General features: G+C 34.0%; 15 protein-coding genes. All 15 read left to right on the top strand.

The window, feature by feature from the left end; translation table 11 throughout:
- Positions 1–72 precede the first annotated feature (72 nt).
- The 15 genes from EOD40_RS09515 to EOD40_RS09585 all read left to right on the top strand — a co-directional run bounded on the left by EOD40_RS09515 (position 73) and on the right by EOD40_RS09585 (position 17014).
- On the top strand, positions 73–594 hold the full coding sequence (locus EOD40_RS09515; protein WP_128194938.1) for a GNAT family N-acetyltransferase: 522 nt from the start codon (positions 73–75) through the stop codon (positions 592–594).
- A gap of 5 nt (positions 595–599) precedes the next feature.
- A complete protein-coding gene (locus tag EOD40_RS09520; RefSeq protein ID WP_128194940.1) occupies positions 600–1295 on the top strand; it encodes an SIR2 family NAD-dependent protein deacylase in 696 nt (231 codons plus the stop codon).
- A gap of 86 nt (positions 1296–1381) precedes the next feature.
- Positions 1382–2728: an adenylosuccinate lyase gene (purB, locus tag EOD40_RS09525; RefSeq protein ID WP_128194942.1), complete on the top strand. Its 1347-nt coding sequence runs from the start codon at positions 1382–1384 to the stop codon at positions 2726–2728.
- Positions 2729–2874: 146 nt separating this feature from the next.
- Positions 2875–5112: a cation:proton antiporter domain-containing protein gene (locus EOD40_RS09530; protein WP_128194944.1), complete on the top strand. Its 2238-nt coding sequence runs from the start codon at positions 2875–2877 to the stop codon at positions 5110–5112.
- A 254-nt stretch (positions 5113–5366) separates the two neighbouring features.
- Positions 5367–6266 (top strand): DnaJ C-terminal domain-containing protein, encoded by a 900-nt coding sequence (locus tag EOD40_RS09535; RefSeq protein ID WP_128194945.1) that lies wholly within the window; start codon positions 5367–5369, stop codon positions 6264–6266.
- Positions 6263–6556, top strand: coding sequence for a chaperone modulator CbpM (locus tag EOD40_RS09540; RefSeq protein ID WP_196781428.1), 294 nt, complete (start codon positions 6263–6265; stop codon positions 6554–6556). The genes EOD40_RS09535 and EOD40_RS09540 overlap by 4 nt, the downstream gene beginning before the upstream one ends.
- Positions 6557–6676: 120 nt before the next feature.
- Positions 6677–9397, top strand: a complete 2721-nt coding sequence (locus EOD40_RS09545) for a family 78 glycoside hydrolase catalytic domain (RefSeq protein ID WP_128194949.1) — start codon at positions 6677–6679, stop codon at positions 9395–9397.
- A gap of 26 nt (positions 9398–9423) precedes the next feature.
- Positions 9424–10245 carry a polysaccharide deacetylase family protein gene (locus EOD40_RS09550; protein WP_196781429.1) on the top strand — a complete coding sequence of 274 codons (822 nt, stop codon included), beginning with the start codon at positions 9424–9426 and terminating at the stop codon, positions 10243–10245.
- Positions 10246–10261: 16 nt separating this feature from the next.
- The gene (locus EOD40_RS09555; RefSeq protein ID WP_128194951.1) at positions 10262–11224 is read left to right on the top strand and encodes an alpha/beta hydrolase; all 963 of its coding nucleotides are present in this window, start codon (positions 10262–10264) and stop codon (positions 11222–11224) included.
- Between the two features lie 165 nt (positions 11225–11389).
- Positions 11390–11848 carry a MarR family winged helix-turn-helix transcriptional regulator gene (locus tag EOD40_RS09560; RefSeq protein ID WP_128194953.1) on the top strand — a complete coding sequence of 153 codons (459 nt, stop codon included), beginning with the start codon at positions 11390–11392 and terminating at the stop codon, positions 11846–11848.
- Positions 11849–11858: 10 nt separating this feature from the next.
- Complete coding sequence (locus EOD40_RS09565) at positions 11859–12491, top strand: NAD(P)H-dependent oxidoreductase (RefSeq protein WP_128194955.1); 633 nt, start codon at positions 11859–11861, stop codon at positions 12489–12491.
- A 28-nt stretch (positions 12492–12519) separates the two neighbouring features.
- Positions 12520–13086, top strand: a complete 567-nt coding sequence (locus tag EOD40_RS09570; protein WP_128194956.1) for a YceI family protein — start codon at positions 12520–12522, stop codon at positions 13084–13086.
- Positions 13087–13281: 195 nt separating this feature from the next.
- Positions 13282–13848 carry a YceI family protein gene (locus EOD40_RS09575; protein WP_128194958.1) on the top strand — a complete coding sequence of 189 codons (567 nt, stop codon included), beginning with the start codon at positions 13282–13284 and terminating at the stop codon, positions 13846–13848.
- 210 nt (positions 13849–14058) lie between these two features.
- Positions 14059–15333, top strand: a complete 1275-nt coding sequence (locus tag EOD40_RS09580) for a hypothetical protein (RefSeq protein WP_128194960.1) — start codon at positions 14059–14061, stop codon at positions 15331–15333.
- Positions 15334–15613: 280 nt separating this feature from the next.
- Positions 15614–17014 carry an anthranilate synthase component I family protein gene (locus tag EOD40_RS09585; protein WP_128194962.1) on the top strand — a complete coding sequence of 467 codons (1401 nt, stop codon included), beginning with the start codon at positions 15614–15616 and terminating at the stop codon, positions 17012–17014.
- Position 17015 lies beyond the last annotated feature (1 nt).

Consider the following 17015-nt stretch of genomic DNA (forward strand, 5'->3'; position numbering starts at 1 on the left):
TTTCAACTAAAAGTAATGAATCCTTTCTGTCATCAAAAAAAGTTTGGTTAAATTCGTAAAAAATATCAGAACATGGAAACAGTAGAAATTAAAAAAATAGGAGTTGAAGAGATAGAAAAACTGCAACAAATAGGCAGACAAACATTTTTTGAAACTTTTGCTGAAGTAAATTCTGAAGAAAACATGAAGAAATATTTAAAGACTAATTTTTCGAATGACAAACTTACATCTGAATTAACAAATCCAAATTCTGAATTCTATTTTGCTATTCGCGGCAATGAAATTCTTGGGTATCTAAAATTAAATTTTGGAGAAGAACAAACTGAACTCAAAGATAAAAATGGATTAGAAATAGAACGTATTTATGTTTTAAAGGAATTCCACGGAAGTAAAGTTGGACAATTGTTATATGATCGAGCATTACAAGTAGCTAAAAAACATGATTTAAATTATCTTTGGTTAGGAGTTTGGGAAGAAAACCATAGAGCTTTAAATTTTTATAAAAAGAATGGTTTTGTAGAATTTGACAAACATATTTTTAGATTGGGCAATGACGAACAAACCGATTTACTTATGAAATTAATGTTGAAATAAATACAATGAAAAAAAAATTAGTCGTTTTAACCGGAGCGGGAATCAGTGCCGAAAGTGGCTTAAAAACTTTTAGAGACAGCAATGGACTCTGGGAAGGGCATGATGTTATGGATGTAGCTTCGCCGGAAGGATGGCGAAAAAATCCCGAACTGGTTTTGGATTTTTACAATCAAAGAAGACGCCAACTCAAGGAAGTAAAACCTAATTTAGGTCATAAAGAATTATCCCAGCTTCAAATTCATTTTGACGTTCATATCATTACCCAAAATGTAGACGATTTACACGAACGTGCCGGCAGCAAAAAAGTGTTGCACTTACATGGTGAACTTTTAAAAGTGAGAAGCACTAAAAACTCTAAATTCATTTTAGAATGGGAAGGCGATTTAAAATTAGGCGACGTAGATAGTCAAAAACACCAATTACGCCCTCATATTGTGTGGTTTGGCGAGGCCGTTCCTGCTTTTGACGAAGCTATTGCCATAACTAAAACCGCCGATTATTTTGCCGTTATTGGCACTTCATTGCAAGTATATCCCGCAGCCGGCTTAGTGGATTTTGTACCCGCAAACATTCCTATTTTTTATATTGATCCAAACCCAATCCAAATTCCGAATTTAAGAAATCATCTGGAAACAATTCCCTTGCAGGCCACAGAGGGAATTCCATTTTTAAAAAATAGATTATTAGCCGAATTTCAGTAGTCAAAAATTCGAAAAGAAGTCAAAAATGAATGCTAAATTCTTAAAATTCTGCCTATATTTGTGCCTTTCGAAAAAATAACAACACAATGACGACTTTAAACGAATTGAATGCTATTTCTCCAATTGATGGAAGATATAGAAATAAAACCCTTTCATTAGCCCCTTTTTTCTCTGAAGAAGCTTTAATCAAATACCGTGTATTGGTAGAAATCGAATATTTTATTGCTTTGTGCGAAGTGCCTTTGCCACAATTAAAAAATGTAAACCCTAATCTGTTCGAAAGCTTACGTGACATCTACAAAAATTTCTCTACTGCAGATGCGCTTTGGATTAAAGAAACTGAAAAAGTAACAAATCACGATGTTAAAGCCGTTGAATATTTTATCAAAGATGCCTTTGAAAAATTAGGTTTATCAGAATACAAAGAGTTCATCCACTTTGGGTTGACTTCTCAGGATATCAATAATACAGCTATTCCACTTTCGACAAAAGAAGCTTTTGAGAAAGTATACATGCCATCATTAATTTCTGTAATTTCAAAATTAAAAGAATTAAGCACAGAATGGAAAGACATTCCATTGTTAGCCCGTACCCACGGACAACCGGCTTCTCCTACCCGTTTAGGAAAAGAAATTGCGGTTTTTGTGGAGCGTATCGAAGAGCAAATGCGTTTGTTGTTCAATATTCCTTTTGGAGCTAAGTTTGGTGGTGCAACTGGAAATTACAATGCCCATCACGTGGCTTATCCACAAATTGACTGGAAACAATTTGGAACTAAATTCGTAGAAGAAAATCTTGGATTACACCATTCGTTCCCAACTACTCAAATTGAACATTATGATCATTTTGCAGCTTTTTTTGATGCTTTAAAAAGAATCAACACCATCATCATCGATTTAGATCGTGATATCTGGACATATGTTTCGATGGAATATTTCAAACAAAAAATCAAAGCAGGAGAAATTGGTTCATCGGCTATGCCACATAAAGTAAACCCTATTGATTTTGAAAACTCAGAAGGAAACTTAGGAATTGCCAACGCTATTTTCGAACATTTATCAGCTAAATTGCCTATTTCAAGATTGCAACGTGATTTGACTGACAGTACTGTTTTAAGAAATATTGGTGTTCCAATGGGACATACTATCATTGCTTTTGAAGCTACTTTAAAAGGATTGAATAAATTGTTATTGAACGAAGCTAAATTCCACGAAGATTTAGAAAACAACTGGGCTGTAGTAGCTGAGGCGATTCAAACGATTTTACGTCGTGAGGCTTATCCAAATCCTTATGAGGCTTTAAAAGGTTTAACAAGAACTAACGAAGCAATTACTAAGAAATCAATACATGAGTTTATAGGTACTTTAGAAGTTTCAGCTGAAATTAAAGCAGAGTTATTAAAAATCACTCCTAGCAACTTTTTAGGAATATAGTTTCAACAACTACATATCATTTTAAAAAAAGCTATCCTAATCGATAGCTTTTTTTGTATAAATACTCCCTAATTAAAGCTGAAAATTGCACATCAAAAGTGCTTTTAGTATATTTAGCAGAATTGTAATAAAACAACAAACAATATATGAGTACGGTAGCCGAAGTTGCACAAGTATCGCAACATTTAAAGCCCTTAATTAGTGATTTAGGATTAATCCTGATGACAGCAGGTATTGCTGTTTTGCTGTTTAAAAAAATAAAACAGCCTCTGGTACTTGGGTATTTAATTGCAGGCTTTTTGGCAGGTAACCATTTTGATTTTTTCCCTTCGGTAAAAGATGTCCATAGTGTTGAAATCTGGGCTGAAATAGGCGTTATTATTTTATTATTCAGTTTAGGACTCGAATTCAGTTTCAAAAAGTTAATGAAAGTGGGCGGCACTGCGTCAATAACCGCCATCACTCAAATTATAACCATGGTTCTCGTGGGCTATCTGGTAGGTAAATGGATGGGATGGAAAAACATGGATTGTATTTTCTTAGGTGTTATTCTCTCCATTTCATCCACAACCATCATTCTTAAAACCTTTGATGAATTGGGGGTAAAAGCCCAGCAATTTGCCGGAATTGTAATTGGCTCTCTTATCGTTCAGGATATTATAGCTATTTTAATGATGGTATTATTATCAACAGTGGCTGTGAGTCAGCAATTTTCAGGAAGTGAATTGATGCTATCAGTACTTAAATTAGTTTTTTTCCTGATTGCATGGTTTGTGGGTGGAATCTTTTTCATTCCTACCTTATTAAAAAAGACCAAACACTTACTTACTGATGAAATGATGCTTATCCTATCATTAGCCTTGTGTTTGATGATGGTAATTTTAGCGTCCAATGCTGGTTTTTCTCCTGCTTTAGGCGCCTTTATTATGGGGTCTATTATTGCCGAAACTACCCAAGCAGAGCATATCGAACATTTGGTAAAACCAGTAAAAGATTTATTTGGTGCGGTTTTCTTTGTATCTGTTGGAATGTTAATCAATCCTCATACTTTATACGAATATGCGCTTCCTGTAATGATATTAACCTTTGTTACTATTTTTGGGCAATCCATCAGTTCTACACTTGGTGCAATCATTTCGGGACAACCTTTAAAACAATCGGTACAAACAGGAATGAGTTTGGCACAAATAGGTGAATTCTCTTTTATCATTGCAACCTTAGGAATGTCGATGAATGTAACGAGTAATTTTCTATATCCTGTAGTTGTTGCAGTATCGGCAGTAACTACATTTACCACTCCTTTCATGGTCAAGATGGCGGTTCCATTCTCTGGTTATTTAGAAAAAAAATTACCCCGAAAATGGATACGAAGAATTGACCGATATAGTGCCAATGCCCAAGCTATTCGCTCAGTAAGCACCTGGCAGGTCGTTATTAGAGCACACTTACTACAGATTCTTCTCCATACCATCATTATTACTTCGGTTATTTTGTTGTCTTCCAAATTTGTTTTGCCATTGGTTGCAGATTCTAAATTTGGAAATGCTATAGCAGCATTAATCACTATGGTTGTTATTTCCCCTTTTTTATGGGCACTTTCATTGCGCAGGGTGGCAGTAAAAGAAGTGGATCAATTATTTGAAGAGCGAAAATACCGGGGACCTATTTTGATGCTATTCTTTTTCCGTATGGGATTAGCCGTGTTTTATATTGGATTTTTATTGAATATCTTTTTCTCTCCTCTGATCGCCATGTTTGCTTTAGTAATGGCGATTGTAATCTATTTGTTATTTCCAAAACAATTACACGAACAATACCATAAAATTGAAAATCATTTCCTGACAAATCTCAACGATAGAGAGGAAAAGAGAATAGACCGACGTTATGCCAATTTACATCCCTGGGACGGACACATGACTACTTTTGAAATTTCAAAAGAATCTAATTTGGTAGGGAAAACGCTTCGTGAAATAAAAATGAGGGAATTAGTTGGCGTAAATATCACCTATATCAAACGTGGAGAAATCATAATCCAAATTCCCAATAAAAATGAACGTTTATTTCCTGGTGATGAAATTTGCGTTATTGGTTCAGATGCACAAGTCAAAGAATTTTCGAACTTTTTAAATCAACATGATATTGAAGTTCCTGAAAAAGTAACTAACGAAATTATGTTACGTCAGGTCGAATTGACCAATGAAGATTTTATTGGTCTTAGCGTAGGCCAATCTAAATTAAGAGAGCGTACACATGGATTATTAGTAGGAATTGAACGAAAAGGACAACGTATTCTCAACCCCGAATCAAATATTATCTTAGAAAAAAATGATTTATTATGGATTGTGGGAGACAAAAAATTAATAGCCCAATTATTCAAGGCATAAATATTATTTTAGATTTTAAACCCTCACATATTCGAAATTAAATCAACTTTAAACAATTTGTCTTTTTATCTTGATTTTTTTTAGTACCAACTTTAAAACCTTATAAAATAAAGTCTTTATATCTCTTTTTTCAATTAAAATTTGAGTATATTTATACTATCAAGATAGTACAATCTCATCGTTTTATCTTAAGATTTTCCATAGGGAATTCTATAATAGCACTAACGGAATAGTAATTCAAAAAACAATTCAACATGGCATTTATAGACTATTACAAAGTATTAGAAATAGACAAAAAAGCCACGGATGCCGAGATAAAAAAGGCTTTCCGCAAATTGGCCCGCAAGTACCATCCTGATGTTAATCCGAATGACAAGGAAGCAGAAAAAAAATTCAAAGAAATTAACGAAGCTAATGAAGTACTTGGTAATCCCGAAAACAGAAAAAAATATGATGCTTATGGCGAAAACTGGAAACACATAGCCGAATATGAAAAAGCCAATCAAGGTCAAACCTATTACAATCAAAGTCAGCCTCATGAAGATTTTACCTCTTATGGAAGAGATGCCGATGATTATTCGGATTTTTTTGAGTCCCTTTTTGGAAACAGAAGTCGAAGTCACAGCAAAAGACATCAGTACAAAGGATCTGATTTCAGCACCGAATTAAATCTGGATTTGCAGGAAGCGTACACCACTCATAAACGCACCGTTACTATCAACGGTCACAATATTCGTTTTACAATTCCGGCTGGGATAGAAAACGGACAAACCATTAAAATAGCCGGACATGGTGGAGACGGCATCGGTGGAGGTCCTAAAGGCGATTTATACATTACTTTCTCCATAAAAAACCATCCGGATTTTAAAAGAGATAAAAACAACCTATACACTACCGTGACAATAGATTTATACAAAGCAGTATTAGGAGGCGAAATCACAGTAAATACTTTTGATGGAAAAGTAAAATTAAACATAGCTCCGGGAACGCAAAATGGCACCAAAGTGAAACTTAAAGGAAAAGGTTTTCCCGTTTACAAAGAAGAAGGTCATTTTGGCGATTTATACATTACATTCCAAATAAAAATACCAACAAAGCTTTCTTCTAAAGAACTTGAATTATTCACCGAACTATCTAAATTAAGAACATCATGAATACCGAAAACTTCATTCCCATAAATACGCTATGCCAGCATTACAAACTTGAAATTAGTTTTTTCAATAATCTCAATGAAAATGACTTAATCGAGATTCAGCTGGTGGATAACATTCAATATGTACATAAAGATTCTATTTATGAAATAGAAAAAATGGTACGCATGCACAAAGAACTGGATGTAAACATTGAAGGGATTGATATTGTTCTTAATTTACTTCAAAAAATAGATGCCTTACAAACAGAATTACACAATGTTAGGAACCGTTTATTGTTATACGAAAACTAAATTGGTCTTAACAAACCAATCAAGCTAAAAAACCCGAAAAGCAGGAAAGTTAACAGGAAAGCTAAATCGATTATTTTTTATATTTTGGCATCCAATTAAAAAATAACCAAACAGCTATTAATGAAACCTATAAAACAATCTTTGATTCTATTATTCCTAGTTTTTTCGTTTACCCAAATCAATGCTGCCAACCCAAATGCTCCTTTTAGTTTAAGAAGTTTTGACAAACAAAATCCTATTGGAACAAACGACAAACCCTACTTTGGATGGTATCTAAGTGATCCCGATACTAACGAAATTCAATCGGCTTATCAAATCATTATTTCCTCAAGTCTGGCTAATCTGAAAGTAAACAAAGCTGATATTTGGGATAGCAAAAAGACCAATTCCAGAAAGCAAAATTATATTTACTTAAACGGTGCTACCCTTAAAGCAGCAACTACTTATTATTGGAAAGTTCGTTGTTGGGACAAAGACGGAAATGCGAGTTCTTATTCGGCTGCTGCAAATTTCACCACGGGTTTACTAACTAACAAAGACTGGGCATCGGCACAATGGATTAAAAGAGAATCTAAAGACAACGACGATTATACTTATTTTAGAAAAAAAGCCAATCTTCCTAACAAAACCATCAAAAAAGCAATCACCTATATTTCTGCCTGTCATAGTTATGAATTGCACGTAAACGGAAAATTCGTTGGCAAAGGATTCAATCACCATTATCCGCAATACAGCTATTATAACGCCTGGGATATTACTGCTTTTTTAAATAAAAATTCCGAAAATCTTTTGGCCTGTCTTACGCACTGGTATGGCGGTGGTCAGGGTCGCGCAACAGGAAGTCGCGGCATGATTCTAAAAACCATAATCGAATATAATGACGGCACGCAAACCGTTATTGCTTCGGACAAATCCTGGAAACAAACGCAGGCAGCACAATGGATTCAAGGACAACCTCAACGCAATGGCGAAGGTATAGGAAGAATCGAATTTATTGATAGCCGAAAAAACATTGCTGATTGGAACAAGGCAAATTTAAACGACTCCAATTGGAAAAACGCTACCGAAATTGGTCCACAGCCTACCGCTCCCTGGACAGGTAGCTTACAATCTGACCTTACCAGAGTTATCGAAAAAGAAATCAAAGCTAAATCCATACAAAACTTAGGAAACGGTAAATATGTTATTGATTTAGGGAAAATATATGCCGGAAGTTTTAAAATTGCATTTAATGAGCGTACTCCAGGAGACACCATTAAAATGCTTGGCGGATATGTTTTAAACGATGACGGTACTGTTTCATCCAAAATAAAACAATCTACCAATTTAAGTTTCAAATTCATCCCTAATGGTACTAATTCTGTTTTTAATCCTAATGTGTATCTCGGAATGCGTTATTTACAGATTGACAATGCTCCGAACGAATTGAATCAGAACAATGTTAGTTTTATTAGTCGTCATTTCGAATTAGATCCTTCCCGTTCTTCATTCGAATCTTCAAATGAAATGCTGAATAAAACCTGGGAATTGATGGCTCATACTCTAATTCTGGGTGCACAGGAAAACTTTGTAGACACACCTACCAGAGAAAAAGGAGCTTTCTTATTGGATAGCTGGGCACAAGCCGTTCCTTGTATGAGTGTGATGTATGACCGAACGATGAACATGCGTGCATTAAACGAATTCTTAGAATCTCAAGATCAATACTGGCCTGATGGTCGCTTGAATGCTGTATATCCAAACGTTGATGGCGGAAGGGACATTCCTGATTTTACACAAGCCTACCTTTTTTGGGTTTGGGATTATTACACGCAAACAGGAAATATCGAATTCCTGAAATCCAACTATTTGCGTTTGAAAAAAATAGCCGATTATGTGGATGCTTATAAAAACAACAGCACAGGATTAATTCACCAACTTAAAGGTGGAAAAGGCCCTTATGAATATGGTATTGTCGATTGGCCACCTAGCATGCGCTATGGTTACGACACTGCTGTTGATTCCAGAACTGTTATTGATGCCTACGCTTTTGAAGACTACAATATTATTGCAAAAATTGCCGATCTTCTGGGCAATACTGCTGATAAAACACTTTACACAAACAAAGCCGAAGCCATCAAAAAAGCTATCAATACACATCTAATTAACCAAAATGGCGTATATATTGATGGCATGAACAACAATCAAAATGTGAGCCCCCATGTTTCGCAACATGCTAACATTATTCCTTATGCACTGAATATTGTTCCTGAAACCAACAAAAAACAGGTAATTGAAGAAATTAAAAAACTTAAAATGAGTGTTGGAATGGTATGTCTTCGCTGGTTACCAGAATCACTTGGTTTAGCTGATGAAGGAAAACATCTAATCGATTTATATACCAATACCGAATGGGATGGCTGGGCTAAAACCATTGCTCTTGGAGGGACAGCTACCTGGGAATCCTGGGATGCCAATGTAAGCGATCAAAGTATGTCACATCCTTGGGGAACGGTAGGTTTACTGGCTATACAAAATTATATTTTAGGAATAAAAGCCTTAGCCCCACAACACGAAAAAATCCAAATCAAACCATTATGGTTTGGAGACAAACTAACCTATGCCAAAGGAACTTATCCAACAGACAAAGGCGATATTAAAGTAGACTGGAACTACTCTAACAACAATTATCATTTAAAAATAACTGTTCCTGCTAACTGTACCGCAAAAGTGTATCTTCCAAAATGTGGAAAAACAGGAAACACAATTAAATTGGATAATAAAGATGTAACCGCTACCGAAGAAGGAAACTATCTTTATCTTGACGCAATTGGCTCAGGAGAACATCATTTTGAGAGATAATTTATTTTCGAAAAAACAAAAGCATAATGTCAAAAGAAAGGAAAGCGAGCCACATTATAAAATCAAAATCAATGGTTTTGTTTTTCTTTCTTTTGACATTTTCTTTGGCTTCAGCCCAAATTTTAAAACGACCAATTCCTGATAAATTGGTCGTACTAACTTTTGACGATGCTCCTGTGAGTCATTACATCATTGTGGCTCCATTATTAAAAAAATATGGTTTTAAAGCGACTTTTTTTGTCTGCGAATTTCCGCCTAATTTCAGAGACAATTCTAAATATATGAATTGGCAGCAAATTAAAAAATTAGACCAAATGGGTTTCGAAATTGGCAATCACACCCAATCGCATGCACATGTAAACAAACTTTCCAAGGAAAAATTTATCCAGCAATTACAGTATATCGAAAACAAATGTGATTCTCTTAAAATTAAAAAGCCTCTCAGTTTTGCTTATCCTGGCTATGATTACAGCGTTAATGCCATTACTACATTACAGGAACAAGGCTATATTTTAGCCCGTGCCGGAGGCAGCAGAACCTATAATCCCTTAGAAGATAATCCGTTTTTAATTCCTAGTTGGGCTACAAATGCTACTAATAAAGACCAAATTATCACCGCTCTTCAGGAAGCCAAAAACGGAAAAATTGTAATCTTAACTATTCACGGAGTTCCTGATATTGAACATCCATGGGTAAACACTCCTGTTGATTTATTCAAAGAATACCTTGATTATTTAGATAAAAATCATTTTAAAGTAATTGCTTTAAAAGACTTAAACAAATACATTAATTTTAAAAAAGCAGCACAAACAATAGCTATTGATACTTCTAAAAAATACAAGAATTAAACTTAAAAACACCAAAATGAAAGTTAAAGCGCTTATTCTATTCTTTTTCTATTTCAGCAGCATGCAATCGCAACAATTTATTCCTTTATGGCCTGTAGGTAAAATGCCTAATACTAAAGGAATGAAATTAGAACTTATTGAAGAAAGAGAACGAATTACTCAGGTTGCCCAGCCTGGTATGTATGCTTTCTTTACCTCAAAAGAAGAAAATAATGGAAGTGCCGTGTTAATTTGTCCTCCGGGTGGTTATGCAAAATTAACCTATACTATTGCCGGATTTCAGTTTGCCAAATGGCTAAACACCATGGGAATAAATGCTTTTGTTTTAATTCATCGCTTGCCAACTTCCCCTGATTTAGTCGAAAGAGAAAAAGCACCTATTCAGGATGCTCAAAGAGCCATGAAAATAATCCGTTCCAATGCTGTAAACTGGAACATCAACACTGCCAAGATTGGGGTAATGGGTGCTTCGGCAGGAGGTCACTTAGCCACAACCCTGGGAACACACTCCGAAGATTACTCGGTCATTAATGATACCGTAGACCAGTTTTCATTCCAACCCAACTTTATGATTTTAATTTCGCCGGTGATAAGCATGGGGAAATATGCGCATAAAGGCAGTCTGAATAATTTTTTAGGCAATAACCCTACTGAGCAATTGATTGATTATTTTTCAAATGAAAAACATGTTACTTCCACCACTCCACCCACTTTTATCGTTTTGGCACAAAATGATCCCGTTGTAAATCCTATTAACGGTATTCTCTTTTATCAGGCCATGTTAGAACATAATATTTCAGGGAGTTTGCACGTTTTCCCTGAAGGCGGACATTCGATTGCCCTGAAAAACAATCCTAAATCTATCAATTTATGGACTAATTTATGCGAAGAATGGTTGAATGATTTGAACGTATTGGATAAAACAAAGGCCGAAATTAACCTTTCCAAAAATACTTTTTTGAATTCAAATCGTTTTTAAAAGAAAAACCACAACTTTTTTTGTTTATAAAAACAATGCGAACCCTAGTAAAAACAAGGATTCACCCTGTTCCAAGAAAAACATTCTAAAAAAACATTTGAAATATTTGTATATACAAATAAAAAAAGTGTTACATTTGTACCAACAAACAAAACAAGTAGTGGAATGAAAATTGAAGATGAAATAAAAAGTACGGTTGAATTAAACCTTTCTAAAAAAATTATTCTCAATATCATGTATACACAGAATATTTTGAGTGAGAAATTTAACGAGGTTTTAAAACCTTATGAGCTATCAGGAGAACAATACAATGTATTGCGAATTCTAAGAGGCCAAAAAGGGAATCCGGCCAATATGTGTGTTATTCAGGAACGGATGGTTGCCAAAACAAGCAATACTACTCGATTAGTTGATAAATTATTATTAAAGGAATTAGTAACGCGAAATGTCTGTCCTGATAACAGAAGAAAAATAGAAGTGCTGATTACACAAAAAGGATTGAATGTTTTAAGCGAATTAGATCCTAAAGTAATTGAACATGAAAATGCCTTAACCAGCAATTTAAACGCTGAAGAATTAGAACAATTAAACAACTTATTAGAAAAATACAGAAATCAACAATAAAAATAATATCATGAGCAAATTTATAGAACACCAAAACTGGAGATATGCAACAAAGAAATTTGATGCTACAAAAAAAATCTCAAACGAAGATTTAAACACTTTAAAAGAAGCTATCCGCTTGAGTTCTTCTTCTTATGGATTACAACCTTACAAAGTAATCATAGTGGAGAATCCTGAATTAAGAGCTAAAATTCAACCAGCTGCCTGGGGACAATCGCAAATTGTTGAAGCTTCTCACCTTATCATTTTTGCAAATGAAACCCAACTTGACGAACAACACATTGACGATTATATAGCCAATATTAGTGAAACCAGAAACATCCCTGTTGATTCATTAGCCGGATATTCTGATTTTATGAAATCAAAAATTCTTACACTTCCTGAAGACACTAAAAATATTTGGACAGCCAAGCAAACCTATTTAGCCTTAGGAAATTTGTTGAATGCAGCTGCCGAATTAAAAATTGATGTTACCCCTATGGAAGGATTTGTTCCTGAACAGGTAAACGAAATTTTAGGATTAGAAAAATTGGGATTGAACACTTCGCTTATTGCAACTTTAGGTTACAGACACGAGGAAGATGCCACCCAACATTATAAAAAAGTTAGAAAATCACAAGACGAATTATTTATCACTCTATAATTATTAATCAAATTTAAATCAAACAAAAATGAAAAATTTAAAAACAATTGCAATAGCATTATTCGTAGTAGCATCTGGTATTTCAGTAAACGCACAAACTAAAAAAATTGACACAAAAGCATCTTCTATCAAATGGGTAGGTAAAAAAGTAACTGGAGAGCACTCTGGAACTGTAAACTTCAAAGACGGAGCTGTAGTATTAAAAGGAAAAAAATTAGTTGGTGGTACTTTTACTGTTGACATGACTTCTTTAACATCTACTGACTTAACTGGAGAATACCAAGGAAAATTGAATGGTCACTTGAAAGCTGACGATTTCTTTGGAACTGATAAATTCCCAACCTCTACTTTGGTAATCAAAAAAATAGGTGCAAAAGCTAAAGATGTTTATGCTGTAACTGCTGATTTAACTATCAAAGGAATCACTAAACCAATTAATTTTGAACTTGCTGTAAAAGGAAATACTGCTACAACTGCATTCAAAGTTGACAGAACTAAATATGACATTAAATACGGTTCAGGAAACTTCTTCCAAGGTTTAGGAGACAAAACTATCAATGACGAATTTGAATTAGCTGTTGCTTTGAAATTCTAATCATATCCCCATTTTACTTTTATAACCCCAGCATTTTTGTTGGGGTTATTTTTTTTCATTTTTTTCCATTTACTACAATGTTATTATTGTTTTTTTGCTTCTAAATCTTATGCATTTATTGTAACTTTGAGATAAAGAACGTTTATTTTTAAGCATAATAAACCAAAAACAGTATTAACCTAAACCATATATAAAATGAAAAATTTGAAACTATTATTCCTGGCTTTTATTTTCTTATGCTCTTTTACTGCAGCAGAAGCACAATCTAAAAAAATAGATGTTTCTAAAAGTCTCATAACCTGGACAGGGAAAAAAATAACGGGAGAGCATGAAGGGACAATCAAGTTTAAAGAAGGGGAACTTATTTTTAAAGATAACAAAATCACTGGAGGAAATTTTGTTGCTGACATGACAACTTTAAACAATACTGACCAAACAGGCAGTTCAAAAGCTAAACTGGAAGGACATTTAAAATCCGATGATTTTTTTGGTATTAACAATTTCAAAACCTCTATTTTAACTTTCAAAAATATCACTTACAAAGGAAATAATACTTATACCATAATTGCAACCTTAATAATTAAAGGTATTTCTAATCCTGTAATTTTTGATTTAAACATTAAAGGAAATACAGCAACTGCTAATTTAAAAATTGACCGAACAAAATATGATATCAAATATGGTTCGGGAAGTTATTTTGATGATTTAGGAGACAAAACCATTTATGACGAATTTGAATTAGCTGTAGCTTTGAAATTCTAACAACATCATAAACACCTTAAAGCCCGATAGAACTTCCTTCTATCGGGCTTTTTTATTATAAATTACAAATTAATAAAAACAAAAAACCGTTAACATAAAGGTAACAATCTCGTAACCTCTCTCGTTTATTGGCTTAGCACTTCGTATCTAAATTTGTATTTTAAAAAGCAGCCGCCAAATCAATAATTGCTTAACAAAAAAACGAAGATTATGAAAAAAAAATTACCATTAACATTTATCTACTTTTTGATAAGTATGATAAGTTTTGCTCAAAAAGCCAAAGGTATAGAATCGACATCTAATTGGATGGCAAATTGGACCAATTTCAAACCTGCCTCAGCCAATTATAATGAGGCTAATTATATACTAAACGGCATAATAGACAAAGACACCAAACTACTCAAAAGAAACTCCTACATTCTTACAGGCGTAGTTTACGTAACCCAAAACGCTACCCTAACTATCGAACCGGGAACAGTAATTAGAGGAGACGATAAAACTTGTGGCACACTCGTAATTACCAAAGGTGCCAAAATTATTGCTGAAGGAACAGAAACAGATCCTATTGTTTTTACCTCAAATAAAGAAATTGGAACCAGAAGACCCGGAGATTGGGGAGGAATTCTATTATTAGGAAATGCTCCAATAAACAAATTGGGAGGAATATCATTTTTAGATTTTAACTTAGACCCGCAATATGGCTTTTACGGTGGGCAAAATCCGGAAGACAATTCTGGAATTTTAAAATACATACGCATTGAATATGCCGGAAGGAAGCTCAATTCTTTAAAAGAATTAAATGGTCTTTCTATGGCCGGGATTGGCAACAAAACAACACTGGATTATATTCAAATTAGCTATTCAAATGATGATTCATTTGAATGTTATGGTGGGAGTACAAACTTAAACCATCTAATATCATATCGCACAACCGATGATGATTTTGATTTCACACAAGGTGTTCAAGCCAATATCAACAATAGTATCGCTATTCGTTATCCATATACTTCAGATGTTTCAGGGTCCAGATGTTTTGAAATCGACTCTTATGACAAAGTAGAAAACACTGATTTCACGCAAAAAGGGACCAACATCATAGCAGAAAACATGACCTTGGTAAATATGGAAAACAACGATCAGGGATTAATCAGAGAGTCCATTTATATCAAAGAAAATAGTGCTATCAGTTTAAAAAACAGCATCATTTCAGGATTTAATACCATTGCTTTATTAGGATCAAAAATTGGAAACAATCCGGAAAACTTAAAAAAAATAGTTTTAGAAAAAGTATTAATTAATAGCACTAATATTGACAATGCCTTTGTTAGCGAAAAAAACGAATTAAATACTGATTTAAAAAACTGGTTCTCCAATGACGGAAAATTGGAATTTTTTAACAAGACAATAAACGATTTATTTATCAATCCAAACATAAAAAACTATCCCGATTTTAGATTCAAAAATGTAGCATTGGCTAATAAATAATTCGTTTCTGAATAAGTTTCTAAAACATTATTTCAAAAAATGAATTAAAATCAAATTTTAAATAAAATTGGTTTGTAAACTCAAATTACATTTATATATTTGCAATATGAAAACAATTGCAAATAATACTTGGTGGTGGAACAATTTACGTCAATAGTCGTGAACTAAGCTCCTATGGTATTATTATCTATAAATATAAAAAGGCTTGTCATCACGACAGGCCTTTTTTTATGCCAAACGAGATTAAAATAAATGCATACAAATTTTAAATTTATTCCAATTGAAACAATTTAAACTAAATACAAAATTCAAGCAAATACTGGCTGACACCATAACTCCTGTTAGTGTGTATTTTAAAATAAGAGATAAATTCCCTAATAGTCTATTGCTGGAAAGTAGTGATTACCACGGAAACGACAATAGTTTCTCCTACATCTGTTGCAATCCTATTGCTTCAATTAAAATTGAAAATGAAACTATTTTCAAACATTTCCCTGACGGAAGTACTGAAACAATAGCTATCGATGCCCAAACGAATATCCCTGAAGTGATACAGGAATTCTCAGGGCAATTCAAGTCGGAGAAAAACAATTTCAAATTCATCAATAATGGTTTGTTTGGATACATTTCTTATGATGCCGTTCGTTATTTTGAAAAAGTGACCATCGCTAAAAAAGAAAACAGCAATACCATTCCTGATGTCTATTATGCAGTTTACCAAAATATCATTGCCATCAATCATTTTAAAAATGAGGCTTATATTTTCTGTCATAGTTTAGACGATAGAAACAACATTGCCGAAATCGAACAATTGATGCAATCCCGAAACATTCCTTCCTATAAATTTTCGAAAGAAGGAGAAGGTTTCTCTAATTTGACTGATGAAGAATTCAAGCACAATGTAGCCTTGGCTAAAAAACATTGTTTCCGCGGAGATGTGTTCCAATTAGTACTTTCCAGACGATTCACTCAGGGTTTCAAAGGAGATGAATTCAATGTGTACAGAGCATTGAGAAGCATCAATCCATCGCCTTACCTATTCTTTTTTGATTATGGTGATTTCAAAATATTTGGTTCTTCGCCTGAAGCCCAAATTATCGTAAAAAACAGAAAAGCCGAAATTCATCCTATTGCAGGAACTTTCAAAAGAACAGGTGATGATGAAAAAGATGCTGTTTTGGCAAAACAATTATCAGAAGACAAAAAAGAAAATAGCGAACACGTAATGTTGGTTGATTTGGCTCGAAATGATTTGAGTAGAAATGGACACAATGTTAATGTGGAAAGATACAGAGAAGTTCAGTTTTTCTCTCACGTTATCCATTTGGTTTCTAAGGTAACCGGACATTTACATGAGGATGCTACCACTATGCAGGTAGTTGCCGATACTTTCCCGGCCGGAACGTTAAGTGGTGCGCCAAAACACAGAGCAATGCAATTAATTGAAGATTACGAAAAAACAAATCGTAATTTTTATGGTGGTGCCATCGGTTTTATGGATTTTGAAGGCAACTTTAACCATGCCATCATGATTCGTACTTTCTTAAGTAAAAATCATCAATTACACTCTCAGGCCGGAGCGGGAATTGTAGCCAGTTCAGATGAAGAAAGCGAAATGCAGGAAGTGTATAACAAGTTGAGAGCCTTGAATACGGCTTTGGATTTGGCGGAAACGATTTAGA

The sequence above is a fragment of the Flavobacterium sufflavum genome (genome assembly GCF_004016525.1).
Lineage (GTDB): Bacteria > Bacteroidota > Bacteroidia > Flavobacteriales > Flavobacteriaceae > Flavobacterium > Flavobacterium sufflavum.